Here is a 26,762-nt window from a genome sequence, read left to right as displayed (position 1 = left end):
CGGACAAGCCGGCCTGAAAGAGCCCGTGTTTTTCCAAAGAGTTGACTGCACCGAGGAACGCTCTTTGCGGTACCGTTCGCGCCTGACGCGGGGTTTCAAGGCCGGGGGACCTTTTGAATCGGTTTGTCTTCAGAGTGCTGGGACCGCTGCTCGTCCAGACCGATGACGGTCCGTTGCGCATCAACGGCCGACGCCAGGCCACGGTCCTCGCGATGCTGGTCCTCTACGCCGACCGAATCGTTTCGGTGGACACCCTCGTGGACGCCGTCTGGCCGGAATCTCCCCCGGCGACGGCCCGCAACCAGATCGCCATCTGCGTGGCCACCCTCCGCAAGACCTTCAAGCAGGCCGGGGTGACCGATCTGCTGATCACCTCTCCCCCGGGCTACCTGCTGGCCAAGGGCGAGCACCGGATCGACGTCCAGGAGTTCCTGGAGCGGGCCGAACAGGGACGGGACGCCGCCCGGCACGGACGGACCGATGAGGCGTGCACGCAGTTCGAGGAGGCGCTCAGCATCTGGCGGGGCTCCGCGCTCGACGAGCCGTCCGGCTCCCGGCTGGAGGCGGAGACCACCAGGCTGGAGCAGATGCGGCTCGCGCTGATGGAGGAACGCGCCGGGCTGATGCTCCAGCTGGGCCGGCACCGCGCGCTCACCGGGGAACTCACCGAGCTGGTCGCCCGGCACCCCCTGCGCGAGCAGTGCCGCGAACACCTCATGCTGGCGCTGTACCGGTCCGGGCAGCGGGCCGAGGCCCTGGAGGTGTTCCTGCACGGCCGCCGGTTACTCACCGAGCAGCTCGGGATCGAACCGGGTCCCGGACTGCGTCAGTTGCACGAACTGATCCTGCGCGACTCCCCCGAACTGACCCGGCCCCCCGCCACGGCGGTGCCCGCGCCGGCGGCCCTGAGCACCATCCCGGCCCAACTGCCCGCCGACGTCATGGCGTTCACCGGCCGGCAGCGGGAGATGACCTCGCTGGACCGGCTCCTGAAGGAGCCCTACAACCCCCACACCCCGGCGCTGGCGACCATCGTCGGCGTGGGCGGCGTGGGCAAGACCGCCCTCGCGGTGCACTGGGCGAGCCAGGTCGCCGACCAGTTCCCGGACGGCCAGCTCTTCGCCGATCTGCGCGGCTACGACGAGGAGCACGCGCCGGTGTCCCCCGCCGCCGTGCTCGACCGGTTCCTGCGGGCCCTCGGAATCGGCGCGCCCCAGATACCGGCGGATCCCGACGAGCGGGCCTCGCTCTTCCGGAGCCTGCTCAGCACCCGCAAGACACTGATCGTCCTGGACAACGTACGGTCCTTCGCCCAGCTCAGACCCCTGCTCCCGGGTGGCGGGCGCAGCGTGGTGCTGGCCACCAGCCGGGAGAGCCTGGGCGACCTGACCGGGGACTACACCGCGCTGACCCTGCGGCTGCGGATGCTGGAGCCGACCGAGGCGACGGCACTGCTGATCAAACTGGCCGGGGCCGACCGGTTCGGCAGCGACCCGGTGGCGGTGGAGCAGCTCGGCGCGCTGTGCGACTGTCTGCCGCTCGCGCTGCGGATCGCCGGGGCGCGGCTGGCGGCCAAACCCGGTCTGAGCGTACGGAGCCTGGTGGCGCGGCTGCGCGACCACCGGTCCCGGCTCGACGTGCTGAGCCCGGGCGAGGGCGGGGTGCGGGCCGGCTTCCGGCTCACCTACCGGGACCTGGCCCCCGAGGCGGCCCGGATGTACCGCAGGCTCGGGCTGCTGCGCACCGCGGACTTCGCCGCCTGGGCGGGGGCGGCCGTACTGGACACCGACGTGTGGCACGCGGAGGAACTGATCGACCACCTGGTCGACGCGCAGCTGCTGGAGGTGGCCGACGCCGAGCCGGGGCGGGCCACCCGCTACCGGTTCCAGGACCTGCTGCGGTTGTTCGCCCGTGAGCGGGCGGAGTCGGACGAGCCGGAGGGGGAGACCGACGCCGCGCTGGAGCGGGCCTTCGCGTCCTGGCTCTGGCTGGCGGAGGAGGCGCACCGGCGGATCGACGGCCGGGAGTTCCCGGTGGGCCGGACGCCCGCCCCGGCTCCGCGCTTCCTGCCGGAGCTGGCCGACGAGCTGCTGGCCACGCCGATGGACTGGTTCGAGTCGGAGCGCACGGCCGTCACGGACCTGGTGGCGCACGCGGCGGAGACGGGCCGGGCCCGGTACGCGTGGACGCTGACCGAGAGCGCGGTACCGCACTTCGAGACGAAGAACTACCTGGAGGACTGGCAGCGCTGCGCCGAGCAGGCGCTGGCCACGGCCCGACGTACCGGCGACGAGCCGGGCGAGGCGACGATGCTGCGGCTGCTGGGGTCGCTGGCGATCTACCAGCGGCGGTACGAACAGGCCGAGGGCTGGAACATGGCCGCGCTACGGCTGCTGCGGAACGCCGGTGACATGGGCGGGGCGGCGCTGGCCCAGCGGAACCTGGCGATGTGCGCGCGGTTCCAGGGGGACTGGGAGCGGGCCCTGGAGTACTGCGAGGCGGCCCTCAGCGGTTTCCACGCGTCGGGTGACATCGGCAACGAGGCCCACCTGCTCGGCTTCCAGGCGCAGATCGAGCTGGACCGGGGCAACGTGGGCGGCGCGCTGCCGCTCGCCGAGCAGGCGGTGGCGCTGAGCCGGCGTACCGGATCGGTGCGGGCGGAGGCGCAGAGCGTGTACCGGCTGGCCGAGGTGCGGCTGCGCGCGGGCGATCTGGACGAGGCCGCGGAGGCCTTCGGCGCGGTGCTGCGGCTGACCCGGGGCGAGGGCGACCGGGTCGGGGAGGCGCACGCGCTGCGGGGGTTGGGCCAGACGCAGTGGAGCCAGGGCCTGCTGCCGGCGGCGGGGCGGACGCTGCAGCAGGCCCTGGAGATCACCGATGAGCTGGCGGACCGTTTCCTGTACGCCCGGGTGGAGACCGATCTCGGGTGTGTGGAGGCGATCGGCGGCCGCCCGGCGGAGGCGGCGGAGCGGTTCCGGCGGGCGCGGGCCGCCTTCGGCGAGGTCGGCGCGCAGCCCTGGCGGGCGCAGGCGGACCGGCTGCTGGCCGCGGTCCAGGGCACGGCGGTATCGGCGGGCGGTCCGGGAAGTGGGGGCGGTCCGGGCGGTGGGGTCGCCGGTGAACTGCCGCATCGTTCCTTCACGGCGGCGGAACTGACCTTGCTGCTGACGCACCCGGAGAACGACAAGCCGTAGCGGAGCCTGCTCCCGGCTCGTCGAGGACCCGCCGCCGTACCGGCGCGACCGGATCTTCCGTGGACCGCGGCACGTGCTGGTCGACATCGACGGCGTCCGCGACCGAACCCGCGGGAACGGGCGGGCGGGGGCGGGCGGGGGCGGGTCAGCCCCAGGGCATGTCGCCGTGCTTGCCGGCGGAGCCGTGGCGCGGGGGGTCCACCGGCTTGACGACGCCCCAGGGCATGTCGCCGTCCGCCTGCGTGGTGGTGTGCGTGTCCGCCAGGACGGTCGACGCTGCCCCCGTGCCGACGAACATCCCCGCAAGAACGACCAGGCAGGCCGCCGCCGTGGTGTTCGCCGTCTTCGCCGTCCGCGTGCTGCGCATCTGGGAATCCCCTCTCGGTGGAGCATCACTGCCGCTCGCTGCGGCATGAATGGAACAGTAGGGACGCCTCCTTTTCCTTCTGTGTTCCATCGATTTCGTGACCCGGACCGCCCTCGAAATCGACACGATATCGAGGAGACAACGCACTCCACTAGCTTCGTTCAGAGATTCTTCTCCATGAATCACGGATGGGGCGGTACATGGAATTCCGAGTGCTCGGACCGGTCGAGGTACGGCGGGACGGTCGCCGGGTCGCGTTGTCCGGGGCGAAGCTGCACACCGTGCTCGCGGCGCTCCTCGTGGCCCGTGAAGAGGTGATCTCCGACGAACGGCTGTGCCGGCTGCTGTGGGGCTGGGCTCCACCGGCCACCGTCAGCGCACAGCTCTACACCTATGTTTCCCGCTTGCGCAAGATTCTCGGCGACGATGTTCTGATCGATCGTCGACCGCCCGGATATGCCATGAGCATCGGTAATGCGACGCTCGACCTGAACGAATTCGAGAAGCTGGCGCTCGGCGGCCGCGAGGCGCTGATCGCCGAGGACTTCGAAAAGGCAGGTGAGCTGCTGCGCCGCGCCCTGGCCCGGTGGAACGGGACGCCCTTCGCCAACGCCACCGAATACCTGGCCGACGCCGAGGCGCCGCGGCTCACCGAGGCTCGTGCCGTCACCCTGGAGCACCGCATCGCGGCGGATCTCGCACTGGGCCGGCACGAGCAGATCACCGGTGAACTGACCGGCCTGGTCGCCGAGTTCCCGTTGCGCGAGCGCATCCGGTGCCAGCTGATGACCGCACTGTGCCGGTCGGGGCGGCAGGCGGACGCCATCCACCTCTACCACCACGGTCGCACGGTGCTCGCCGACGAGCTGGGGGTGAACCCGGGCGAGGAGCTCCAGGCCACCTACCGGGCGCTGCTGGAGGGCACGCTGGACCGCCGGCCGCGCACCGCGGCCGTGCCGGCCGGTCCCCGTCGGGTCGCGGCCGGCCGCGCGGACGGCGCCCCGGCCATGCTGCCGCCCGACACCGTCGACTTCACCGGTCGGGAGCCCGAACTGGAGCTGCTGTGCCGTGCCCTGGCCCCCGACGCGCAGAGCACCGGGCGGCCCCGCCGGGTGCTGGTGACCGGGATGGCCGGGCTCGGCAAGACCGCCCTGGCCGTCCACGCGGCCCACCGCTGCCGACGCCACTTCCCCGACGGGCAGTTGTACGCCGACCTGCGGGCGCCCGACGGCACGCCCCGGCACCCCACCCGGGTGCTGCGCGGGCTGCTGCGCGCACTGGGCCCGATGGACGACGTACCGGCCGCCGACGACCAGGACCAGCTGGTCCGGCTCTACCGGGAGCGGACCCGGGGCAAGCAGCTGCTGATCGTGCTGGACAACGCCTCCGGGGCCGCCCAGTTGGGTCCGCTGCTGCCCAACACCCCGGAGCCCGCGGTCCTGGTCACCGGGCGGACGGCCCTGCCCACCGTGGCCGGGGCGCACACCGTGGCCCTCGCCCCCCTGGCCCCCCGGGACTCGCTGGAGCTGCTCTCGGCGGCGGCCGGTCCGGCCCGGGTGGCCTCGGCACCCGGTGCGGCGTCCTCGATCGTCGAGCACTGCGCCGGTCTGCCGCTGGCCCTGCGGATCGTCGGGACCCGGATCGCCGCCCGGCCGCACTCCACCCCGGACCGGCTGGCCGGCCGGTTGGCGGATCCCGTGACCCGGCTGCGGGAGCTGCACTCGGGCGATCTGGACGTGCACAGCTCGCTGCTGCCGTCCTGGCGGGCGCTGGACGCGGAGGTGCGTTCCGTGTTCCCGGCGCTGGCCGCGCTGGGTCCGCAGCCGTTCCCGGCCGCGGAGGCGGCGGTGTCGCTGAGCCTGCCGGAGGTCGAGGCGGAGCGGCTGCTGGAGGCGCTGGCCGACGCGGCCCTGCTGGAGGTCAGCGGCGCGGACGAGCGGGGCCAGCCCTGCTACCTGTTCCACCCGCTCGTACGGCTCTTCGCGCTCTCCCTGGGCGAGGGGGCCGCGCCCGGCCGAGGGACCGCCGCCCGCACGGAACATAACCGGCGGCTAACTCACCGCCCCTAGCCTCGCCCTGCCCCGCAGCAGGGCGCTCCGGCCCGTACCCACCCCGGGCACGCACCAGCCGACGGCCCGTGACACCGAATGGAGTTGGACCATGACCGAGCTCCTGCCCGCTCGCGCGGACAGTGCCGCGTCCTTCCCGATGACCGAGACGCAGCAGGCACTGATGATCGGGCGAGGTGAAGCAGTCGAGCTGGGCGGTATCGGCTGCTACGGATACTTCGAGTGGGAGCGTGCGGACCTCGACCCGGAACGCTTCGCCGCCGCCTGGCGCAAGGTGGTCGCCCGCCACGACATGCTCCGCGCGATCGGCCGCACCGACGGCACCCAGTGGGTGCCGGCCGACCCCCTGCCCTTCGACATACCGGTCGTGGACCTGAGCGAGCTGTCCGCCGACGCCTCGCGGGAGCGGCTCGCCGAGCTGCGCGCCGAGATGAGCCACGTGGTCTTCCCGGTGGGCAGCTGGCCGCTGTTCGACCTGCGGATCATCCGGCTGGGCGGTCCCGGGAACCTGAGCCGCGTCCACCTCGGGATCGACCTGCAGGTGCTGGACGCCTCCAGCGCCTTCCAGGTGCTCTTCCCCGAGCTCGTCGACCTGTACGAGAACCCGGACGTCGAACTCCCGGAGCCCGGGATCAGCTTCGCCGAGTACGCCCGCTGGCGCGCCGACGCCCTGCCGCACACCGAGGCCTTCCGGGCCGCCCGCGACTACTGGGTGGAGCGCGTCCCCACCCTGCCGCCGGCCCCCTCGCTGCCCACGGGCGGCTCCACCGACACCGGGCGCGAGGTGCGCTTCGACCGGCGCGAGCACCGGCTGTCCCCCACCGAATGGCAGCGCTTCTCGGCGCGGGCGCACGAGGCGGGGCTGACACCGTCGGTCCTGCTCACCGCCGCCTTCGCCGAGGTGGTCCGGTGCTGGGCGGAGGAGTCGGACTTCACCATCAACTACCCGATCTTCCAGCGTCCGGCGGTGCACCCGGACATCACCGGCGTCCTCGGTGACTTCACCAATGCCGTGATGCTCGCCGCCGACGGGTCGGGCGCCACCTTCCTGGACCGCGCGCACGCGCTGCGCGACCAGCTCGCCCGCGACGCGGAGCACGGCTCCTTCAACGGCGTCCGGGTGCTGCGCGAGCTGACCCGGCTGCACGGGGTGGGCGCTCAGGCCGGCATGCCGGTGGTGGTGACCAGCCTCCTCGACTACCCGGTGCGCAGGCCCGTCACGGACCTGGGCCGGGAGGTGTACTCGATCTCGCAGACCCCGCAGGTCTCGCTCGACGTACAGCTGCGCGAACTGGCCGGTGAGCTGCGCGTCATCTGGGACTTCGTCGACGGGGCGTTCGCGCCCGGCTTCATCGACGCCGCCTTCGGCGTGTACGTGGACCTGCTGGAGCGGCTCACGCGGGACCCGGAGGCCCTGCGTACCGGGCGCTTCGACCTGGTCCCGGCGGCCGAGCGGACGCTGCGCCGCCAGGTCAACGACACCGCCGGGCAGATCCCGTACACCACCTTGCACGAGCTGTTCGCCCGGCAGGTGGAGCGCACGCCCGACGCCGAGGCCGTGGTGGACGCCTCCGGCCGGCGCCTGAGCTACGCCGAACTGGCCTCGTACGCCTGGCGGATCGGGCAGACGCTGCGGGAGCACGGGGCGGCTCCGGGCGAGCTGGTCGCCGTGGTGATGGAGAAGGGCTGGGAGCAGTACGCCGCGGTGTACGGGATCCTCGCCTCGGGCGCCGCCTATCTGCCGCTGGATCCGTCCGTGCCGGCGGAGCGGCTGCGCCGTCTGCTCACCGAGGCCAAGGTGGACCGGATCCTCACCCAGTCCTGGCTGGACTCCCGGATCAGCTGGCCGCCCACGGCCCGCCGCTACCGGGTCGACAAGGACTTCGAGTCCGGGAACGCGACGCGGCCCGAGACCGCGCAGACCCCGGCGGACCTCGCCTACACCATCTTCACCTCGGGGTCCACGGGTGAGCCCAAGGGCGTGATGGTCGACCACATCGGCGTGGTCAACCTGATCCGCGATGTCGCGACCCGCTTCGAGGTCGGTGCGCGGGACCGGCTGCTGGCCATCTCCGGGCTGCACTTCGACGCCTCGATCTACGACGTGTTCGGGGTGCTGACGCAGGGCGGGACCGTGGTGCTGCCGCCACCGTTCGAGCACGCCGAGCCCGATGTGTGGGCGGATCTGGTGCGGGCGGAGCAGGTCACCCTGTGGAACTCCGTGCCCGTCCTGATGGAGCTGCTGGTGGGCGAGGCCGAGGTGCGCGAGCGGCGCGGCGGCGACCGGCCGCTGGAGTCCCTGCGGCTGTCCGTGCTCTCCGGGGACTGGATCCCGCTGACGCTGCCGGACCGGCTGCGGGCGCAGAGCCCCCGGATCGAGGTGGTGGGTTCGGGCGGTCCGACCGAGACGATCTGCTGGTCGTTGTTCCAGCCGATCGGCGAGGTCGACCCGTCCTGGACGAGCATCCCGTACGGCAAGCCGATCACCAACCAGCGCTACTACATCGTCGACGCGGCCGCCTACGAGCGCCCGCTCGGAGTGGTCGGCGAGATGGCCGTGGCCAGTGACGTCGGGCTCGCGCTCGGCTACTGGAACGACGCCGAACGCACCGCGAACCGCTTCGTGCACCTCCCGGAGAGCGGCGAACGCGCCTATCTGACCGGCGACCTGGGCCGGTACCTGCCGGACGGCAGCATCGAGATCCTGGGCCGGGACGACTTCCAGGTGAAGATCCAGGGCCACCGGATCGAGCTCGGCGAGATCGAGGCCGTGCTGCGCCAGGACGCCGCGGTCGAGGCGGCCGTGGTGGTGGCCCCGGCCAGCGCCCACGGGGTGCGGCGGCTGCACGCCTTCGTCGTGGCCGACGAGGACGCGGCCGGGCCGGTGCTGGAACGCCTCGCCGCGCAGCTCCCCGGCTACATGGTGCCGGCCGCGCTCACCGTGCTGCCGGAGCTGCCGCTGACCCGCAACGGGAAGGTCGACCGGCTGCTGCTGGCCTCCTCCGCCGGGCGGCAGCAGTCCGCCGACGAGGCGGCCGTACGGGACGCCGGGGACGGGTCGGGCAGTGCGCTGGAGCTCGTGCTGTGCGCGGCGGTCGCCGACATCCTCGGCCTGGACGGGGTGGCGCCCGGTGACAACTTCTTCAGCCTGGGCGGCGATTCGCTCAGCGGTACCCGGCTGGCCGGTCTGCTCAAGGAACTGCTGGGGGTGCCGGTGCCGGTGAAGACCGTGTTCCAGAACCCGCTGATCCGCGAGCTGGCCGAGAAGATCGCCGCGGACGAGCAGCACGGCGCGGAGGCGGTCGCGGCGGCCGAGGCCTTCGGTGAGCTGGACGCCGACGAGACGGACACCGCCGATGCGGACGGCTGAGGACACGAGCCGGTTCAGCACGGCCATCACGGACGATTCCGAGAGGGGACAGTCATGAGCCTCACCCTGCCCGCGCCCGTCACCGATCCGCTGGACGAGGACGGGTTCCGGGGCGGCGCGCCGCAGGCGCCCGCGCCCGACCTGGTCGATTTCGCGGCGCACGCCAACACCCGGCTGAGAGAGCGCGATTCCGTCCTGTACGACCTGCTGGCCCGGGAGTCGGCGCGCCAGCGCGACACCCTGATGATGGTCGCGGCGTCCAGCGTCGCGGATCCCTCCGTCCTGGCGTGCGAGGGCAGCGCGCTCGGCAACCTGACCGCCGAGGGCTTCCCCGGGAACCGCTACCACGCCGGATGCGGGGTCGCCGACGAGATCGAGCGCCTCGCGATCGAGCGGGCGTGCGCGGCGTTCGGGGCCGAGGACGCGATCGTGCAGCCGCACTCCGGTTCCTCCGCCAACCTCGCCGTGATCACGGCGCTGCTGAACCCCGGTGACTCCCTGCTCGGGCTGGACCTGGACTGCGGTGGACACCTCACCCACGGCTCCCCCGCCTCGGTGACCGGCCGCTACTACCGGGCCCACGGCTACCGGGTGACCCCGGACGGGCTGCTCGACTACGACCAGATCCGTGAACTGGCCCTGGAGCACCGCCCGAAGCTGATCGTGTGCGGGGCGAGCGCGTACCCGCGCAGCATCGACTTCGCCCGGTTCCGGGAGATCGCGGACGAGGCCAACGCCTATCTCCTGGCGGACATCTCGCACATCGCGGGACTGGTCGCGGCCGGCCTCCACCAGAGCCCCGTCGACCATGCCCACGTGACCACCACCAGCACCTACAAGCAGCTGTACGGCCCGCGCGGCGGGCTGATCCTGCTCGGCCGGGAGGCCCGTAAGGCCGGGCCGGAGCGCGGCACGCTGGCGGCGACCCTGCGCCGGGCCGTGTTCCCCTTCACCCAGGGCACGCCCGACCTGGCGTCGGTGGCGGCCAAGGCGCGCGCCCTGGACTTCGTGGCGAGCCCCGACTTCGCCGAGCTCGCCAAGCGGCTCGCCGACGGCGCGCAGGCGATCGCCGGGCGCCTGTCGGACCGGGGGTTCCGGCTGGTCACCGGCGGTACGGACACCCACATGGTGCTGCTGGACCTGCGCGGCACCGGGGTCACCGGGGATGTCGCCGAGCAGGCCCTGGAGTCCTGCGGGATCGTCGTCAACCGCAATCGGGTCCCCGGCGACACCACACCGGTCCGGGTGACCGGTGGACTGCGGCTCGGCACCAACACGCTGGCCGCGCGCGGGATGGACCACGCGGTGGCCGCCGAGTGCGCCGACCTGGTCGCCGATGTCCTGGTGGCGCTGCGCGCGCAGGGCGGCGTACTGCCCGACGCGCTGCGCGACCGGGTGCGTACCCGGGTCTCCGAGCTGTGCGCCGCCCACCCCCTGCCGGGGTATCTGCCGTGACGTTCAGCGGCTTCCCGCCCTCGGCACTGCGCCTGTACGAGGACCTCGCGGCCGACAACGACAAGGAGGCGTGGCGGTTGCGCCACCGCGAGCGGTACGAGCGTGACGTACGTGCGCCGATGGACGAGCTGGCCGCTGAACTGGGCACGTTCTTCGAGGAGTGGGCCGGGCCGGCCGGGGTGCGGGTGCTCGGTCCGGTCCGGGACACCCGGATGTCCCACGACAAGTCCCCGTACAAGACCTACCAGGGCGCCTATCTGGATCTGCTGCCCTGCCTGGGCCTGTGGGTGCACCTGGACCGGCACGGCCTCTACGCCTCCGGGCGCTGGTACCCCTACGCCGGGGCCGAGGTCGCCCGGTACCGCGCCGCCGTCGAGGAGGAGGACGGCGGCGCGGAGCTGGCCCGGGTCGTGGGCCGGCTGGAGGCCCGGGGGTTCGCCCTGGGCGGCGATCGGCTCAAGTCCCGGCCGCGGGGGGTCCCGGCGGACCACCCGCGGCTGGGGCTGCTGCGCCACCGCAAGATCGACGCGGGCCGGCGCTTCGGTCCGGACGCCGGGCTGCACACGGCGCGCGCCGGGGAGCTGGTGCGGGAGACCTGGCAGCTGGTGCGCCCGTTGTTGGACTGGGTGGCGGCCCGCGAACTCACCCCACAGCCCCGCGAGCGAGGAGTTGACGTACCGTCATGAGCATCGGGAGTTTCGAGACCGTCGATCTGCGCAGCGACACGGTGACCCGGCCGGGTGCCGGGATGCGGGCCGCGATGGCCGCGGCCGAGGTCGGCGACGACCTGTTCGGGGAGGACCCGACCGTCCGCGCGTTGGAGGACCGGCTCGCCGGGCTCTTCGGCTTCTCCGGGGCGCTGTTCACCCCGTCCGGGGTGATGGCCAACCAGATCGCCCTCCAGCTCCTCGTCGGTCCCGGCGAGGAGCTGGTGTGCGACGCGGAGGCGCACATCCTGGCGCACGAGGAGGCCTCCCCGGCCCGCTACGGCGGGATCCAGACGCGTACGGTGACGGCCGAGCGGGGGGTGGTCACCGCGGCCCTGCTGGCCGGCGTGGTCCGGCGGGGGAACCCGTACACGCTCGGCACCCGGGCGGTGGAGGTCGAGCAGACCCACACCCGGGCCGGTGGTACGGTCCACCCCCTGGACACCCTGCGCGCCGTACGCGAACTGGCGTCCGGCGCGGGCCTGGCGGTCCACATGGACGGGGCCCGGATCTGGAACGCGATGGCCGCGACGGGCACCTCGGCGCACGCGTACGGGCGAACGGCCGACTCGCTGGCCGTGTGCCTGTCGAAGGGGCTGGGCGCGCCCGTCGGCTCGGTGCTCCTGCTGGCGGCCGAACAGCTGCCGCGGGCCCGGAAGTTGCGGCACGGCCTGGGCGGCGGCATGCGCCAGTCGGGCATTCTGGCGGCTGCGGGTCTGTACGCACTGGACCACCACGTGGAGCGGATCGCCGAGGACCACGCCAATGCCGCGCTGCTGGCGGCGGGGCTGCGGGACGCCGGGTTCACCGTGCGCCCGCCGGAGACCAACATCGTCCTCATCGAGGTTCCCGGCGCCGACGAGGTCGTCGCACGGGCCGCCAAGGAAGGAGTACTGGTGACCGCGCCGGGCCCGGAGACGGTCCGGCTGGTCACTCATCTGGACGCAGGACGACAGGCGTGTCGGCGGGCCCTCGGGGTGCTGACCGCCGTGATGACCGATGTCGTCACCGGGACGCGGGACACCGCGGCCACGGGACGCTCGTAAGTAGCGGAAGAGAGCGAAGTAGCAGCATGAGTTTAGAAGTACGGCCCGCCACGGCGGATCTGTGGGACGACATCCGCCAGGTGCTCCAGCCGAAGAAGAGCGCGCACACGTGCTGGTGCATGGCGTGGCGGCTGTCCACCGGCGACTACGGGCGGCTCACGGCGGACGAGCGGGGCGAGCACCTGCGCGGCCTCATGGAGAAGGCCGATCCGCCGCCCGGGGTCCTCGGGTTCCTGGACGGCGAGGTGGCCGGCTGGTGCAACGTGGCGCCGCGCCGGCAGCTCGACCGACTGACCTCCTCGAAGACGATCACACCGGTGGACGATCTGCCCGTGTGGTCGGTGACCTGCTTCGTCGTGCGCAAGGACTTCCGTGGCAAGGGGGTCGCCTCCGGCCTGTTGGAGGGGGCCGTCGAGCACGCGCGCGCCCACGGTGCGCCCGCCGTCGAGGGGTATCCGGTGGATCCGGAGGGCGGTCGGGTGAATCCGACCCTCGCCTATGTCGGGACGATGGACATGTTCGAGCGGGCGGGCTTCCGCCGGGTCCACCGCACCGAGGCCAAGAGCGACAAGCGCCACCGCTGGGTCATGCGCCGCGACCTGGTCTGACGGTCCTCGTGGTACGGGGAAGGGGCTCCCGCTGTGCGGGGGCCCCTTCCCTCGTGCGGGCGCCGGTCAGGGCGTGTGCGCCGCGATGTCCCAGAGGTGGGCGGGACGCCCGCAGCGCATGGCCTCCCAGGCCGCGCGCCGGTAGCAGCCCGCCACCAGGCCGTCCCGGACCAGGCCCGAGGCGCCGTGCAGGTGGACCGCGTCACGGGTCACGTCGAGAGTGGTCTCCGCGGTGAGGGCGATCAGCCCGGCGGCCTCCCCCGCGCTGAGCCGGTCCTCGTCGAGGTCCCGGGCCGCGTCCCCGACGGCCCAGCGCACGGCGTCGAGGCGGGCCAACAGGCCTGCCACGCGCAGCCGGGGACCCTGGTGCTTGACCAGGGCCTGGCCGAACTGCTGCCGGCCGCGGATGCGGGAGACGACCGCGGTCAGGGCGGCCGCCGTGATCCCGGCCAGCAGCGAGGCCTGGTGGACGGCCGCGCGCAGGCCCACGCGGGCGAGGGCCTGTTCGGCGGCCAGGCCGCTCAGCAGCACCGCCTCGGCGGGCAGCCGTACCTCGTCGAAGACGGCACCGGCGACGGCTCCCCCACCGTGGTCGCGCAGCGGGCGGACCTGGACGCCCTCGGTGGGCAGGCGTACGAGTGCCACGCACGGCCCGTCGGGGCCGTCGGCCAGGACCAGCAGCGCGCCCGGGGCGACGCCGGCGGCGAAGGGGCCGCCGGTGCCGGTGAGGACGACGGCGCCGGTGTCCGGGTCGGATTTCCAGCTGATGCCCGGCGGTACGGTGCCGCGCGGATCGGGCAGCCGGCCCGGCACGGCCAGTGCCAGTTCCCCGGTGCGGACCTGGTCCAGGACGGCGTCGGCGGCTTCGGGGGCGAGCGGGCCGAGGCCGGAGATCAGGTCCAGGGCGAGGAGGGTGTCGGTGAGCGGGAGGGGCTGCGTCGCGTTGCCCGCCTCCTCGCACACCATGGCGACGACGGCCTGGCCGAGGTCGAGGCCGTCGTGGCCGATGGGCAGGGCGAACTCCCAGGCCCCGACCTGGGTCAGCGCCTCCCAGGCGCCGGCGGGCGTGTCCCCGTCGACCTCCAGCCCCTGCCGCACGGTGAGCCGGAGCTGCCGGAAGAGGGAGTCCTCGTCCTCCCGCTCCCGCCAGCGCTCGGACGCCGCCGCGCTCTGAGCGCCCGTACCGTTCCCGCCTACCGCCTGTGTCGTCACGGCCGTACCTCCGCCCCTGAGTCGAGACGCAGCCGGGCCAGCGTCTCCAGCATCATTTCGGCGGTGCCGCCCGATATCCGCATCCCCGGGGCTTCGCGCAACGCCGCGTCGAGTGGGTGTGCCACCCCGTCGACCTCGGGGTCGTCGAGGGTCATGCTGCGGTCGCCGTCGAGTTCCGCGGCCCACCAGGCCACCTCGGCGGCGAGCTCGGTGGTGTACCACTTGGCGGCGGCGGCCTCGTCCTCGTTGAGTTCGCCCCGGTCGAGGCGGGTGAGGACGCGGCGGACCAGCGTGCCCGCCGCGAGCAGCCGGGCGTTGAGCTTGGCCAGGCCGATCTGGTCGTGCTGGCCGGCCTCCAGCCGGTCGGTGTGGGCCTCCAGCCGTTCCACGGCGGCCCGGTACCAGCGCAGCGCCTTGACGTAGTAGTCGAGTCCGGTGCGCTCGAAGGCGAGGGTCTTGACCACGATGGCCCAGCCCTGGCCGGTCTCGCCGACCACGTCGTCGGCGGTCACGGCCACCCCGTCGAGGGTGACCTCGTGGAAGGCGTCGTCGCCCATGCCCGGGATCTGCCGGATGGTGACGCCCGGCTGGGCCAGCGGGACGAGGAACAGGCTGAAGGCGTCGTCCTCGCCGCGGGCCAGGCACAGTCCGTAGTCGGCGAGCCGGGCGAAGAGCGAGTGGACCTTGGTGCCGTACAGCTTGTAGCCGCCCTTGCCGTCGGACACGGCCCGGGTGGAGAGGATGTTGAGGTCGGATCCGGCCTGCGGTTCGCTGAACAGCACGCAGCCGAAGGCGGTGCCGGCCGCGAAGCCCGGCAGGTGTCGGGCCTTCATCGCCGGGCTCGCGACGTTGAGCAGGGTGGATCCGACGATCTGCACGGTGAGGGTGTGCAGCAGGTCGGGGACGTCGTGCATGGCCAGTTCCTCGACCAGTACGGCGGCCGCGACCTGGCTGATGCCGCGGCCGCCGTACTCCTCGGGCCACTGGGGCGCGAGGAGGCCCCGCTCGCCCAGGGCCCGGTGGATGGGCCGGGGGTCACGGGTGCGCCGGGCCTCGGCCACGGGGGCCGAGACCAGGATGTCGTGGATGTCCTCGCGCAGGGCCCGCATGGGGGTGCGGGGCACGTCGGCTCCGCTCCGTACGAGCCCGCAGTCCGCGGGCGCGCGGTAGAACTCGGTGGTGAGCACGGGCAACTCCCTAGGTGGTGAGCGGGGATGCGGGCGCGGCGACGGCCCGGTCCAGCACGTCCTCGATTCCGGTGAGCAGCCCTCGCACGTCCTCGGGCGCGGCCGCGTGGCGGTTGTACTCGGCGGTGCCGCCGATCTCGCCGTCCCGTTCAACGAGGCCGATGCAGGCCAGGGCGGCGGCCGGGTCGGGGCTGTACAGCTCCAGGTGCCGGGCGGGCGGCCCGGGCAGCTGGCCGACCTCGATGCCCGGCAGGTCCAGGGGGACCGACGGGTAGTTGTGGAGGGCGAACAGGACGTTGTACGGCGGGGGCGAGCCGCCGTCGAACAGGACGTCCACGGGCAGGCGTTGGTGGGCGAGCGCCTCGGCCACCGCGGTCCGGGTGCGGTGCAGCAGTTCCCGGAAGGTGGGACCGCCCGCCAGGTCGAGCCGGATCGGCACCACGGTGGTGAACTGCCCGACGGCGCCTTCGAGGGCTCCGGCGAAGCGGCCGGCCGCGGGGGTGCCGATCACCTGCGAGGTACGACCCTGGCTGCGGGCCAGCACGACGGCCAGTGCGGCGAGCAGCGTCATGAACGGGGTGGCCCCCTCGGCCGCGCCGAGCTCCAGCCCGGCGTCGACGGGCCCGCGGGCCAGCCGTACCGGCAGGTGGCCGCGTTCGAATCCGCCGGGCGCCCGGGGTGCGGGCGGATCGGCGGCGAACACCGCTCGGCGCCGGGACAGTTCGGCCGATCCGTCGGGTCCGGCGAGCCAGCGGTGCTGCCAGTCGGCGTAGTCGGGGAACTGCAGGTCGGGCGGGGCGAGCCCGGCCGGGCCCGCGCGGTAGCCGGCGGCCAGGTCCGCGAGGAAGACCCCGGAGGACCAGCCGTCGAAGACCGCGAGGTGGGAGGCGAGGATCAGGACGTGCTCGTCCGGGGCGAGCCGCAGCAGCCGGAAGGCGCTGGTGCGGCCGCTCTCCAGGTCCAGGACGGTGGAGGCGCTCTCGGTGAGCTGCAGGGCCACGCGTTCGGCGGCGGACCGCGCGGTGAAGCCCGAGAGGTCGGCCCGGGTGAGCCGCAGCACCGGTTCCTCGTCCACGTGCAGCCGGGGCTGACCGGTGGTGGAGACGGCGAGTCTCGTACGGAGCGCCTCGTGGCGGCGCAGCACCCCGGTGAGTGCCTCCACGAGCCGCTCGGGGTCGAGGGGGCCGGTCAGCCGCAGGGCGTGCGAGCCGGTGGCGACGGCCGGGTGGGTGCGTTCGCGGCGCCACAGCCGGGACTGGAGAGCGGTCGGGGGGACCGGCCCCGCGCCGGAGCGCGGGGCCGGGTGGGCGGGTACGGGCCGGCGGGCGGCCAGCATCAGGCGGGCCAGTTCGCGCTTCGCCTCCGGGAGCGCGGCGAGCGCTCCTTCGAGCCCGGCCGGGTCGGCCATCAGGGACCGTCCGGGTGCTGGAGGGAGCCGAGGAGGGCGGCGGCCTCGTCGTCGCTCATGTTCTCGATCTGCTCGAAGACCGCGAGCAGCCGGTCCTGCTCACCGGCGGCCTCGGCCTTGGCGGCGCGGACCAGTTCGGCGAGCCCGGAGACGGTCGGGCGACCGAAGAAGTCGGCGAGGGCGATGTCGATGCCGAAGAGGGCGCGGACCCGGGAGACCACGATGGTGGCCTGCAGGGAGCTGCCGCCCAGGGCGAAGAAGTCGCCCTCCACGTCCGGGTTCTGCCATTCGAGCAGCGGGGTGAGGATGTCGCGGCAGATCTGCTCCTCGATGGCGTCGCGGGGCGCGGTGCCGCCCTCGGCCGACAGTTCCGTCGGCTGCGGCAGCGCGGCGGTGTCGACCTTGCCGTGCGGGGTGAGGGGCAGTTCGTCGAGGACGACGACGACCGGCACCATGTAGCCGGGCAGCCGGCCGGCCGCGTAGGCCCGCAGGCCCTCGGCGTCGGCGACCTCGGAGGCGTACGAGCCGACCTGCTCGACCGTGACGTAGGCGGCCAGCATGCGCTCGCCGCCCGCAGCAGGCTGGGCGACGACGACGGCCTGCTGCACGGAGGGGTGCCCGGTGAGCACGGACTCGACCTCGCCCGGCTCGATGCGGTGGCCGCGCACCTTGAGCTGGCGGTCGGTGCGGCCGAGGAAGTCCAGGTTGCCGCCGGGCAGCCAGCGGACCAGGTCGCCGGTGCGGTAGAGGCGCTCGGTCTCGGGGCCGTCCGCGTAGGGGTTGTCGGCGAAGCGGTCGGCGGTGAGGTCGGGACGGCCCAGGTAGCCGCGGGCCACGCCGGGACCTGCGACGCACAGTTCGCCGGGGACGCCGGGCGGGACCGGTCGCAGCCGCTCGTCGAGGACGAAGGCCTGGTGGCCCGGCATGGGGCGGCCGATCGGCGGGTTGCGGTCGTAGCTGCCGGTGCAGTCCATGAGGGTGACGGCGACGGTGGCCTCGGTGGGTCCGTACCCGTTGACGAACCTGCGCTCCCCCGCGGTCCATTCGGCGACCAGCCGGCCGGGGAAGGCCTCGCCGCCCACCGAGACCAGCCGCAGGTCGGGCAGACCGGCCTGGTCGAGCAACGGCAGCAGCGCGGGCGGGAGTTCCGCGACGGTGACCGCGTCCTCGCGCATCCGGGTCTGCAGCAGGACCGGGTCTCGGCGCTCGTCGTCGGTGGCGATGACGAGCGAGCCGCCCGCCAGCAGGGTGGTGAAGATCTCGAAGACGGAGACGTCGAAGGTGAGCGGGGCGAACTGCAGGACGCGGTCCTCGGCCCGGATCTCGTAGGCCTTGGCGATGGTGCGGGAGAAGTGGGTGACCGAGCGGTGCTCGATCATGACCCCCTTGGGGGTGCCGCTGCTGCCGGAGGTGTAGAGCACGTAGGCCAGGTCGCCGGGGGTGGCGGTCGGTGCGAGGGAGGGGACCTCCCGGACGGGGGCGGCCGTCCCGGTGGTCACCAGCTCCAGTGGTACGGGCAGCTGTGCGGTCTCGTCGACGAGGGCGTGCCGGACCTTGGCGTCGGCGAGGACGGTACGGGTCCGCTCGGCCGGGGCGGCCGGGTCGATCGGGACGTAGTGGGCGCCCGCCTTGAGTACGCCGAGGACGCCGGCGACGGCGGCCGGGCCGCGGGAGACGCACACGGCGACGGGGTCGCCGTGGCGGACCCCGCGGTCGCGCAGCCGGTGGGCGATGGCCTCGGACCAGCGGTCGAGGGCCGCGTAGTCGAGCCGGGTGGAGCCGTGGCGGACGGCGACGGCGTCGGGGTGGATGGTGGCCCGCTCGCGGAACGCGCGGTCCAGGGTGGTGGTCCAGGCGGCCTCGTCGACGGGGCCGCCGCGGGACAGCTCGCGGGCGTGCCGGGAGGCGGCCGGCTCCTCGACCAGGCTGATGTCGCCGACCTGGAGGTCGGGGTTCTCGGCGACCTGCTCCAGGACCTGGCGGAAGGCACCGAGCAGGGCGCTCGCCGTGCCGTGCCGGTAGAGGGAGGTGTTGTATTCGAGGGAGAGTTCCAGGCCGTCGTTCTCGCCGACCAGGAAGCTCATGTCGAACTTGGCCGCACCGTCGTGCAGTTGGTCCATGGTGAACTCGACGTCCGCGGCCTGCGCCCGGTGGGTTCCCCAGCGGCCCAGCGAGGTGAACTCGATCTGGAACAGCGGGTGGCGCAGCGGGTCGCGGACCGGGCGGACGGCCTCGACGACCTGCTCGAAGGGCAGCTCGCTGTTGGTGAAGGAGTCCATGACGGAGGCCGCGGTGCGCGTGACCAGCTCGCGGAAGGTGAGCTGGTCGGTGACCTCGGTCCGCAGGGTGATCATCTGGACGAAGCAGCCGATGACCTGTTCCAGGTCGGGGTGCGGCCGGGAGGCGCTGGCCGTGCCGACGACGACGTCCTCGGTGCGGGTCCAGTGCCGCAGCAGCGCGTTGAAGGCGGCGAGCAGGGTGGTGAAGACGGTGGTGCTGTTGGCGTCGGCGAGTTCGGTGAGGCGGTCCAGCAGCTTCTGGTCGAGGGTCAGTTTCAGACCGCGGCCGTCGCCTCTGGTCTCGGGGCCGCGCGGGTGGTCGGGCAGGACCTCGGTGGCGACGGCGCCGGCGAGGATCTGGCGCCACTTGGTCGCGAGGGCCCGGCCGTGCTCGTCGTTCTCCAGCTTGGCCCGCTGCCAGGCCGCGAAGTCGGCGTACTCGACGGCGAGCCGGGGGGCCTCGTGGCGCTTGCCCGCGGCGGCCGCCGCGTAGCTCGCGGTCAGTTCCTCGGTGAAGATCCGCGTCGAGCCCGGGTCCCAGGCGACGTGGTGGACGACCCAGAGCAGGACGTGGTGCTCGGGGGCGAGTCGTACGAGGTGGGCGCGGACGGGCGGGCCGGCGGCCAGGTCGAAGGGTGCGGCGGCGCAGCTCGCGGTGAGTTCGGCGAGTTCGCGGTCCGCGTCCTCGCTGCCCGCGAGGTCGGTGCTCTGGACACCGAGCACGAAGGAGGGGACGGGTTCCTGCCAGGGCACTCCGTCGATCTCGACGAGTTTGCTGTGCAGCACCTGGTGGCGGGCGACGACGGCGTTGAGCGCCTCGTGCAGGGCGGCCCGGTCGAGGGGTCCGCCCAGGCCTATGGCCAGGGCTATGTTGTTGCGGGCCTTGCCGGCGCCGAGCTTGTCGACGAACCACATCTGCTCCTGCTGGAAGGAGGAGCGGGAGCGCGGTCCGTGGTCGGCGCGCTTCAGTTCGACGCGGCGGCCCACGCCGGCCGTCATCTGGTTGCGCATCCGGCCCAGCAGCCGGGAGCGCTGTCCCTGGGGCAGCCGGCCGAGCCGTTCGGCGAGATCAGACATGGGTTCCTCCGTTGCGGTGCAGGTCGGCGAGGAGAGCGGCGAGCGCGTCGGGCAGGTGCTTGGCGAAGTAGTGGCGGCCGCCGGGGATCACGGCGAGGCGTACGTCGGCCGCGTACCGGCCCCAGGCGCGGTAGCCGGCTTCGTAGCCCTCGGTCGCGTCGTCGGCGTCGCCGATGATGCAGGTGAGCGGGGTGGCCAGGGGGCGGTCGTAGCCGTCCGGGGTGCGGGCGAAGAAGCGGGCGGCCTCGGTCATGTCGTGGCGGACCATCCGCAGGACCGCGGTGAGGTCGCTGTCGTCGAGGACGCCGTCGAACCCGTCCATGGTGGTCAGGTACGCGACGAGGTCGTCGTCGCCGGAGACGCGTTCCATCTCCAGGGCGTACGCGGGGTCCTCCTCCGGGAGGGCCGCCGCGAGGTCGAGGGCGATCGGGCGCTGCCCCAGCCGTTCCAGGACGTGGGTGGTCTCCAGGGCGGTGACGACTCCGGCGCAGTGGCCGTAGACCGCGTACGGGCCCCGTACGGTGCGGGCGATCTCCGCGGCGGCGAGTTCCGCGAACTCGGGGACCGGCAGCATCGGGCCGGGGCGCAGCGGGTCGTGTCCGGGCGGGGAGACGGCCAGGAGTTCGATGTGCGGCGGGAGCTGGGCGGCCAGCGGCTGGTAGGCGATGGCGTCGCCGCCGCCGTGCGGGAAGCAGACGAGGGTCAACGCGGTGGTGCCGGCGGGGCGTTCGGGGGTGAGCCGGTGCAGGAGTCGGTGCTGCCGCGGGCCCGCTGCCGGGTCCGCTCCGGCGAGTTCGGCGGTGCGGGCGGCGAGACCGGCCGGGGTCGGGTTGCTGAACAGGTCGACGACGCGCAGGGCGGTGGCCGCGCCGTCCGGCAGGGCGGTGGCGACGGCGCGGACCGCGCGCACGGCGGCGAAGGAGTCCCCGCCGAGGGCGAAGAAGTCGTCGTCGGGGGCGACTTCGGGCACGCCCAGCACCTCGGCCCAGACGGCGGCGATCCGCAGGGCGACCGGGTCCGTGTCGGCCGGTACGGGCGCGGACGCGGCGGGCCGGCTCACGGCGGTGCCGGCGAGGCCGGCGGGACGCGGGTCGGGCAGCGCGCCCCGGTCCACCTTGCCGTTGGGGCTCAGAGGCAGCCGCTCCAGCAGCACCAGTTCGGCGGGGACGCAGTGCGGGGGCAGGACGGCGGCGAGGGCGGTCCGTAGGGCCGCGGTGTCGAGGTCGGCGCCCTCCTCGGGGACCACGTAGCCGACGAGGCGGTCGGAGCCGGCGGTGCGGCGGGCGGCCACGACGGCCTCGCGGACCCCGGGTCGGTCGCGCAGCGCGCTCTCCACCTCGCCCGGTTCGATGCGGAGCCCGTTGAGCTTGATCCGGAAGTCGGTGCGGCCGAGGAGTTCGATGGTGCCGTCGGCGCCGTAGCGGGCCAGGTCGCCGGTGCGGTAGAGGCGTTCGGTGCGGCCGGGCTCCAGTTCGACGTGGACGAACTTCTCCTCGGTGAGTTCGGGCCGGTTCAGGTAGCCGCGGGCCAGTCCGACGCCGCCGAGGTGGAGTTCGCCGGGTACGCCGACGGGGACGAGGCGGTCGTTCGGGTCGAGGACGTAGGTGAGCTGGTTGGCCATGGGCCGCCCGTACGGGAGCTTCGTCCACTCGGGATCGACCCGGCCGACGGGGAACTCCACCGAGTGGATGGAGGCCTCGGTGGCCCCGCCGAGCGCCACGAAGGACAGGTCGGGCGCGAAGGCGCGGATCCTGTCGGGCTGGGTGACGGGGATCCAGTCGCCGCCGAGGAACGCGGTGCGCAGCTTCGGCAGGCGGGGCCCGCCGGTGTGTTCGAGCTGGTCGGCGAGGAGGCCGAGGAGGGCGGGGGCGGAGTTCCAGACGGTGACGCCGTGCCGCTCGACCAGGTCGGCCCAGTGGGCCGGGTCCTTGGCGGCGGCCGGGTCGGGCAGGACGAGGGTGCCGCCCGCGGCGAGGATGCCGAGGGTCTCGTAGACGCTCATGTCGAAGCTGGGCGAGGACAGCGCGAGGACCGAGTCGCCGGGCCCGATGCCGTACGAGCGGTTGAGGTCGAGCAGGTTGTTGACGACGCCGCGGTGTTCCAGGGCGATGCCCTTGGGGGTGCCGGTGGAGCCCGAGGTGAAGATGACGTAGGCCAGGTCCCGGGAGGTGACGGGGACGGCCGGGCGGCTCGCGGGCAGCTCGGCGAGGGCGGCCCGGTCGGTGTCGAGGAGCACCTGGGCGGTGCCGGCGGGGACGGGCAGCCGGCCGATCAGCTCCGCGTCGGAGACGACGATGGGCGGCGCGGCGTCCTTCAGCAGCAGGGCCAGGCGTTCGGCCGGGTAGTCCGGGTCGAGGGGGACGTAGGCGCCACCGGCCTTGAGGACGGCGAGGATCGCGGTGACCAGTCCGGGGCCGCGGCGCAGGCACAGGGCGACGGTCCGGTCGGGGCCGGCGCCGGCTTCGATCAGCCGGTGCGCGAGCCGGTTGGCGCGCTCCTCCAGCTCCCGGTAGGTGACGTTCCAGCCGCCGAGTCCGCCGAGGATCACGGCGGGCGCGTCGGGCCGCCGGTCGGCGTGCTGCTCGAACAGCTCGTGCAGGCAGGCGTCCTGGGGGAAGGGGGCGCGGGTGGCGTTCCAGTCGTCCAGGGCGGCCCGGCGCTCGCCGTCGGTGAGCAACGGCAGGGCGGACAGCGGGGCGTCGGGGCGGTCGAGCGCCCCTTCGAGGGTGGTGAGGAAGTGGCCGAGGAGCCGGTCCACGGTCGTGGCGTCGAACAGGGCGGTGGGGTACTCGACGAGGGCGCGGACGGCGGTGCCGGTGTCGTGGACGCTGATCATGAGGTCGTACTTGGTGGCGTGCGAGGAGAAGTCGATGGGCTCGGTGGCGACGCCCGCGAGGCCGGGGGCGGTGTCCGGGGTCTCGTCGAGGAGGAACATCACGGAGGTGAGCGGCGGCCGGCTGGGGTCGCGGGGCAGGCCGAGGGCGTCGACGATCAGGTCGAAGGGCAGTTCCTGGTGCGCGTACGCCTGGAGGGTGGTGTGGCGGGTGGCGCGGACCAGCTCCGCGAAGCCGGGGTCGCCGCCGGTGCGGATGCGCAGCGGCAGGGTGTTGACGAAGAAGCCGATGAGTTCGCCGAAGGCCGGGTGGTCGCGGCCGGAGACGGAGGTGCCGACGACGATGTCCTCCTGGCCGGTCCAGCGGCGCAGGGTGGCGGCGAAGCCGGCCAGCATCGTCATGTAGAGCGTGGCGCCCTCGGACTTGCCGAACTCCCGCAGCCGGGCGATGAGCCGGGGCGGGAGGTCGATGTAGCGGGAGGCGCCGGCGTGGCCGAAGACGGGCGGTCTGGGCCGGTCGGTGGGCAGGTCCACCGGGGTGGCGCCGCCCAGTTCCTCGCGCCAGAAGGAGGTGAGGCTCTCCAGCCGGTCCCCGCTGACGCGACGGCGCTGCCAGGTGGCGAAGTCGGCGTACTGGAGGGCGAGCGGGGCCGTCGCCTCGGTGGGGGCGCCGGTGCGGGCGGCGTAGGCGCGCTCCAGTTCGGTGTAGAGGACGCGCATGGACCAGCCGTCGGTGACGATGTGGTGCAGGTTGAGGACGAGGACGTGGTCCTCGGCGTCGATCCGGCCGAGCCGGGCCCGCAGCGGGACGGCGCCGGCCAGGTCGAAGGGGGCGCCGGCGTCGGCGTCGTAGAACGGTCGGGCCGCCGCCTCGTCGGGCAGCTCGGTCACCGGGAGGGGAAGCCGGTAGCCGTCGATCACCCGGGGGACGGCCTCGGTGGCGCCCTCCTGGTAGCGGTAGACGGTCCGCAGCACCTCGTGGCGGTCCACGATGTCCTGGAGCGCCGCGTGCAGGGCGGGGACGTCGAGCGGGCCGCGGATGCGGGTGGCGACCGGCACGTTGTAGGCGGGGCTGCCGGGCTGCAGCTGGTCGATGAACCACAGGCGGCGCTGCGCGAAGGAGAGCACCGGTTCTTCGGCGGGGTCGCGGGGTGCCGGCTCAGGGTCCTCCCGTACGGCGGCGCGCCCGCCGGTGCGGCCCGTCAGGGCCTGGAACAGTGCCCGGCGGGACTTCGGCAGTGCGGCTATGCGTTCGGCGAGGGACTCGCTCACCTTGAGCCTCCGTGCGTCTTCGGGAGTCGGGAGAGGGATACGGCGAGGTGGCGCCGCGGGATGCGCGGCGCTGGGCGTGGGGAGTTGGCGTGGGGGGTCGTACGGGCACCGGTTCGGGTGCGGTGTACGGACGTACGGGGTGGGGGCGGGGGTGCGGTGCGGAGTGGGCGCCGTTCGGCCGGCACCCACTCCCGCTCCCCCGTCGTGCGTCGATCAGGCGGTGATCCTGGCCTCGTCGGCCGCCGGAGATCCCTCCTCGGCGTTGTCACCGGCGGGCATTTCCTTGATCTTGGCCACCGGTCCGGCGAGCAGGGTCAGGCCGCCGACGATGGTGACCGTGCCGGCCACGGCGAGGCCGGCCGTCAGGCCGATCCCCTCGCCGAGCGCGCCGCCGGCGAAGTAGCCCAGCGACAGGGCGCCGTACACCGCGGAGAGCGCGGTGCCGCTGACGCGGCCCATCTGCTCGTTCGGGGTGACCCCCTGCACGAGGCTGAGGACGTGGATGTCGAACATCGGGGAGACGAAGCCGATGACGGCCTGGACCACGATCAGTCCGACGAAGCCGCCGATCGCCCCGCCCGTCGGGACCAGGATGTAGCCGGCGCCGAGCACGACCGCGGTGATGACGAGCAGGCGGCCCACCGAGAGGCTCTTGGAGACGACCTCGGAGAGCACCGCACCGACGATGACGAAGACCGACATGACGGCGAAGGCGACGCCGACCTGGCCGGGGCTGAGGTCCAGCACCTTGTACGCGTAGACGATCAGGAGCGCGTCGCCCATCGCGGCACCGAGGTTGACCACGACGTTGGCGGTGAACAGGCCGCGCAGGACCGGGTTGCCGAAGAGCGTCCGCATGCCCTCCTTCATCTCCGCCTTCGCGGAGGCCTTGCGCTCCTCGGTCCGCTCGCGCACGTCCCGGTGGCGGATGACCAGCAGGGCGACGAGCGAGATGAGGAAGGTGAACGCGTCGGCGGTGATGGCGCGTGCGGCGCCGAGCAGCTGGATGAGTGCGCCACCGGCGCCCGCGCCGACCGCCTCGGCGACGCTGCGGCTGATCTGGAGCTTGGTATTGCCCTCGATGAGGTTCTCGGTGCCGATGAGCTGGGGCAGCCAGGACTGGTACGAGACCTCGAAGAAGGTGGTGAGGCAGCCGGTGATGCCGGCCACGATGAAGAGGTGGGTCATGCTGACGGAGTCGAGCGCGAACGCCAGCGGGATCGTGGCCAGGGCCAGGAAACGGCCCAGGTCGGCCACGATCATGACGGTGCGCCTCGACACCCGGTCGGCCACCAGCCCGGCGATCGGGGCGAGCAGCAGGAAGGGGAGGAAGCGCAGCGCGCCGAGCACGCCGACCTCCAGGGCTCCTCCGTCCAGCACCACGACCGCGAGGGTCGGTAGCGCCAGGAGGGAGATCTTGTCTCCGAAGTTGCTGACGGTCTGCCCGAACCACAGGCGATTGAAATCGGAATGCCGACCGAGTGCCATGTCGACGCCCTTTTCTGATTGGGTACGGAATTGTCGGACGGCACTGACGCTATGGACCCCGAGTTAGACCCCGGTTATGAATTCCGGGAATGTAGAACCCTTGTAGACATGCGATGGGTTCAGCTGGAGAACCGTGCGATGTCGGCGCTCTCGCGGGCGATGCCGGCCGCCACGGCGGGGGTGTGGGGCTCGGCCCCGGGGAAGGGTTCGACGGTCACCGGGGCCCCGCGGCGGCCTCCCGACCAGGTGCCGACGGCCAGGCCGTCGACGAGCACGGTGGCGCGGATCTGCCCGCCGCCGGGCCACACGCGGCGTTCGTGTGCCGCGGGTACCGACAGCTCGCGGCTGCGGTATCCGACGAGGTAGTTGTCATAGGCCGGCAGCAGGCGGACGTCGGGCTCGGCCGGGGTGGGGAGCGGCTCGGGTCCGGTCTCGCGTACGGCGGCCCACGCGCTCCTGCCCGTGGTGGCCTTCAGCCCCGACCAGTGGACGAAGTCCAGGGCGTCGGACGGTCCGTACGCCGCGCGGTAGCGGCGGGCGAGTTCGCGTTCGGCGGCGGCTCCGGTGAAGGGCAGGGGTCCGGTCGCGGGCAGCCAGTCGTCGAGGAGGACGAAGGTGGCCTCCCCCTCCCGTTGCGGGCCGTGGCAGACGTGGCCGGCGAGCGCGGCGCGGCGGATCAGGTGGAAGGCGGACTGGCCCTTCGGTTCCACCCCGAGGGTGGTGAGCCGGTCGGTGAGCTGGGCACGGGTCAACGGCCCCTCGGCTGCGATCGCTTCGGTGATGAGCCGTTCCGAGCGTGCGCACAGGGACTCGTCGAGGCCCAGTTCGCGCAGCCGCCGGGCGGCGAGCGCGAGGTGGACCGGGCCGAAGAGGGCCAGCAGCCAGCGGGCGTCGGCGGCCGGCACCAGCTGGAGGGTGCCGCGCATGAACCAGCCGCGGACGGCGGTGCGTTCCACGTCGGTGGCTCGGCGCACCGCGTCCTGGGTCAGCCCGCGGGCCCGTACCCGCAGGCCGAGCTCCGCCGCGGGCAGGTCCTGTGCCTGCACGGCCAGCACCCGGTCGAGGACGGCGGCGACCGATTCCTCCCGGACCTCGCCCCCGATCGCCTGTGCGCGCGCCCTGAGCAGCCGGTCGGTCGTCGTACGTCGTTCCACGTGTCCAGTCTTTCAGCCGTGCGGCCGTGGCCGCGT

The 26,762-nt window shown here is 73.5% G+C and carries 15 protein-coding genes; 7 read left to right on the top strand and 8 right to left on the bottom strand.

Annotated features, from left to right (window positions below):
- Positions 1–134 precede the first annotated feature (134 nt).
- On the top strand, positions 135–3,194 hold the full coding sequence (locus ACWG52_RS32680; RefSeq protein WP_389807137.1) for an AfsR/SARP family transcriptional regulator: 3,060 nt from the start codon (positions 135–137) through the stop codon (positions 3,192–3,194).
- A gap of 145 nt (positions 3,195–3,339) precedes the next feature.
- On the opposite strand, the gene ACWG52_RS32675 is transcribed toward ACWG52_RS32680, so the two are convergent.
- A complete protein-coding gene (locus tag ACWG52_RS32675; RefSeq protein ID WP_033214179.1) occupies positions 3,340–3,561 on the bottom strand; it encodes a hypothetical protein in 222 nt (73 codons plus the stop codon).
- A 200-nt stretch (positions 3,562–3,761) separates the two neighbouring features.
- On the opposite strand from ACWG52_RS32675, the gene ACWG52_RS32670 reads away from it, so the two are divergent.
- From ACWG52_RS32670 to ACWG52_RS32645, 6 genes are all read left to right on the top strand, one after another.
- A complete protein-coding gene (locus ACWG52_RS32670) occupies positions 3,762–5,630 on the top strand; it encodes a BTAD domain-containing putative transcriptional regulator (RefSeq protein ID WP_453126706.1) in 1,869 nt (622 codons plus the stop codon).
- 91 nt (positions 5,631–5,721) lie between these two features.
- Complete coding sequence (locus tag ACWG52_RS32665) at positions 5,722–9,000, top strand: non-ribosomal peptide synthetase (RefSeq protein ID WP_453126704.1); 3,279 nt, start codon at positions 5,722–5,724, stop codon at positions 8,998–9,000.
- A 54-nt stretch (positions 9,001–9,054) separates the two neighbouring features.
- The gene (locus ACWG52_RS32660) at positions 9,055–10,455 is read left to right on the top strand and encodes a serine hydroxymethyltransferase (RefSeq protein ID WP_389807141.1); all 1,401 of its coding nucleotides are present in this window, start codon (positions 9,055–9,057) and stop codon (positions 10,453–10,455) included.
- Positions 10,452–11,141: a DUF2461 domain-containing protein gene (locus ACWG52_RS32655; protein ID WP_389807142.1), complete on the top strand. Its 690-nt coding sequence runs from the start codon at positions 10,452–10,454 to the stop codon at positions 11,139–11,141. Before ACWG52_RS32660 ends, ACWG52_RS32655 begins: the two co-directional genes overlap by 4 nt.
- The gene (locus ACWG52_RS32650; RefSeq protein ID WP_453126701.1) at positions 11,138–12,208 is read left to right on the top strand and encodes a threonine aldolase family protein; all 1,071 of its coding nucleotides are present in this window, start codon (positions 11,138–11,140) and stop codon (positions 12,206–12,208) included. The genes ACWG52_RS32655 and ACWG52_RS32650 overlap by 4 nt, the downstream gene beginning before the upstream one ends.
- 26 nt (positions 12,209–12,234) lie before the next feature.
- Positions 12,235–12,816 (top strand): GNAT family N-acetyltransferase, encoded by a 582-nt coding sequence (locus tag ACWG52_RS32645; RefSeq protein WP_030713495.1) that lies wholly within the window; start codon positions 12,235–12,237, stop codon positions 12,814–12,816.
- A gap of 66 nt (positions 12,817–12,882) precedes the next feature.
- Here ACWG52_RS32645 and ACWG52_RS32640 read toward each other — a convergent pair whose 3' ends face one another.
- The 7 genes from ACWG52_RS32640 to ACWG52_RS32610 all read right to left on the bottom strand — a co-directional run bounded on the left by ACWG52_RS32640 (position 12,883) and on the right by ACWG52_RS32610 (position 26,726).
- Positions 12,883–14,028 carry an acyl-CoA dehydrogenase family protein gene (locus ACWG52_RS32640; protein WP_389807144.1) on the bottom strand — a complete coding sequence of 382 codons (1,146 nt, stop codon included), beginning with the start codon at positions 14,026–14,028 and terminating at the stop codon, positions 12,883–12,885.
- Positions 14,025–15,215, bottom strand: a complete 1,191-nt coding sequence (locus tag ACWG52_RS32635) for an acyl-CoA dehydrogenase family protein (protein WP_389807145.1) — start codon at positions 15,213–15,215, stop codon at positions 14,025–14,027. Before ACWG52_RS32635 ends, ACWG52_RS32640 begins: the two co-directional genes overlap by 4 nt.
- 10 nt (positions 15,216–15,225) lie before the next feature.
- Positions 15,226–16,623, bottom strand: a complete 1,398-nt coding sequence (locus tag ACWG52_RS32630) for a condensation domain-containing protein (RefSeq protein ID WP_390166822.1) — start codon at positions 16,621–16,623, stop codon at positions 15,226–15,228.
- Entirely contained in the window at positions 16,623–19,979 is a 3,357-nt protein-coding gene (locus ACWG52_RS32625; RefSeq protein WP_389807147.1) for a non-ribosomal peptide synthetase, read from the bottom strand. Before ACWG52_RS32625 ends, ACWG52_RS32630 begins: the two co-directional genes overlap by 1 nt.
- Positions 19,972–24,084, bottom strand: a complete 4,113-nt coding sequence (locus tag ACWG52_RS32620) for a non-ribosomal peptide synthetase (RefSeq protein ID WP_453126698.1) — start codon at positions 24,082–24,084, stop codon at positions 19,972–19,974. Before ACWG52_RS32620 ends, ACWG52_RS32625 begins: the two co-directional genes overlap by 8 nt.
- 213 nt (positions 24,085–24,297) lie before the next feature.
- Positions 24,298–25,572, bottom strand: coding sequence for an MFS transporter (locus tag ACWG52_RS32615; RefSeq protein ID WP_389807149.1), 1,275 nt, complete (start codon positions 25,570–25,572; stop codon positions 24,298–24,300).
- A gap of 119 nt (positions 25,573–25,691) precedes the next feature.
- Positions 25,692–26,726 (bottom strand): winged helix DNA-binding domain-containing protein, encoded by a 1,035-nt coding sequence (locus tag ACWG52_RS32610; RefSeq protein WP_389807150.1) that lies wholly within the window; start codon positions 26,724–26,726, stop codon positions 25,692–25,694.
- Between the last annotated feature and the right edge of the window lie 36 nt (positions 26,727–26,762).

It is taken from the genome of Streptomyces sp. CLCI03 (assembly GCF_053615355.1).
Note: the sequence above shows the minus strand (reverse complement) of the source record. Positions and strands in the feature narration are given on the sequence as shown.

Bases quoted from the DNA above. Each gene is read 5' to 3' on its own strand.
- ACWG52_RS32675 (WP_033214179.1), bottom strand. From the start codon at position 3,561: ATGCGCAGCACGCGGACGGCGAAGACGGCGAACACCACGGCGGCGGCC.
- ACWG52_RS32670 (WP_453126706.1), top strand. From the start codon at position 3,762: ATGGAATTCCGAGTGCTCGGACCGGTCGAGGTACGGCGGGACGGTCGC.
- ACWG52_RS32615 (WP_389807149.1), bottom strand. From the start codon at position 25,572: ATGGCACTCGGTCGGCATTCCGATTTCAATCGCCTGTGGTTCGGGCAG.
- ACWG52_RS32645 (WP_030713495.1), top strand. From the start codon at position 12,235: ATGAGTTTAGAAGTACGGCCCGCCACGGCGGATCTGTGGGACGACATC.
- ACWG52_RS32660 (WP_389807141.1), top strand. From the start codon at position 9,055: ATGAGCCTCACCCTGCCCGCGCCCGTCACCGATCCGCTGGACGAGGAC.
- ACWG52_RS32665 (WP_453126704.1), top strand. From the start codon at position 5,722: ATGACCGAGCTCCTGCCCGCTCGCGCGGACAGTGCCGCGTCCTTCCCG.
- ACWG52_RS32630 (WP_390166822.1), bottom strand. From the start codon at position 16,623: ATGGCCGACCCGGCCGGGCTCGAAGGAGCGCTCGCCGCGCTCCCGGAG.
- ACWG52_RS32650 (WP_453126701.1), top strand. From the start codon at position 11,138: ATGAGCATCGGGAGTTTCGAGACCGTCGATCTGCGCAGCGACACGGTG.
- ACWG52_RS32625 (WP_389807147.1), bottom strand. From the start codon at position 19,979: ATGTCTGATCTCGCCGAACGGCTCGGCCGGCTGCCCCAGGGACAGCGC.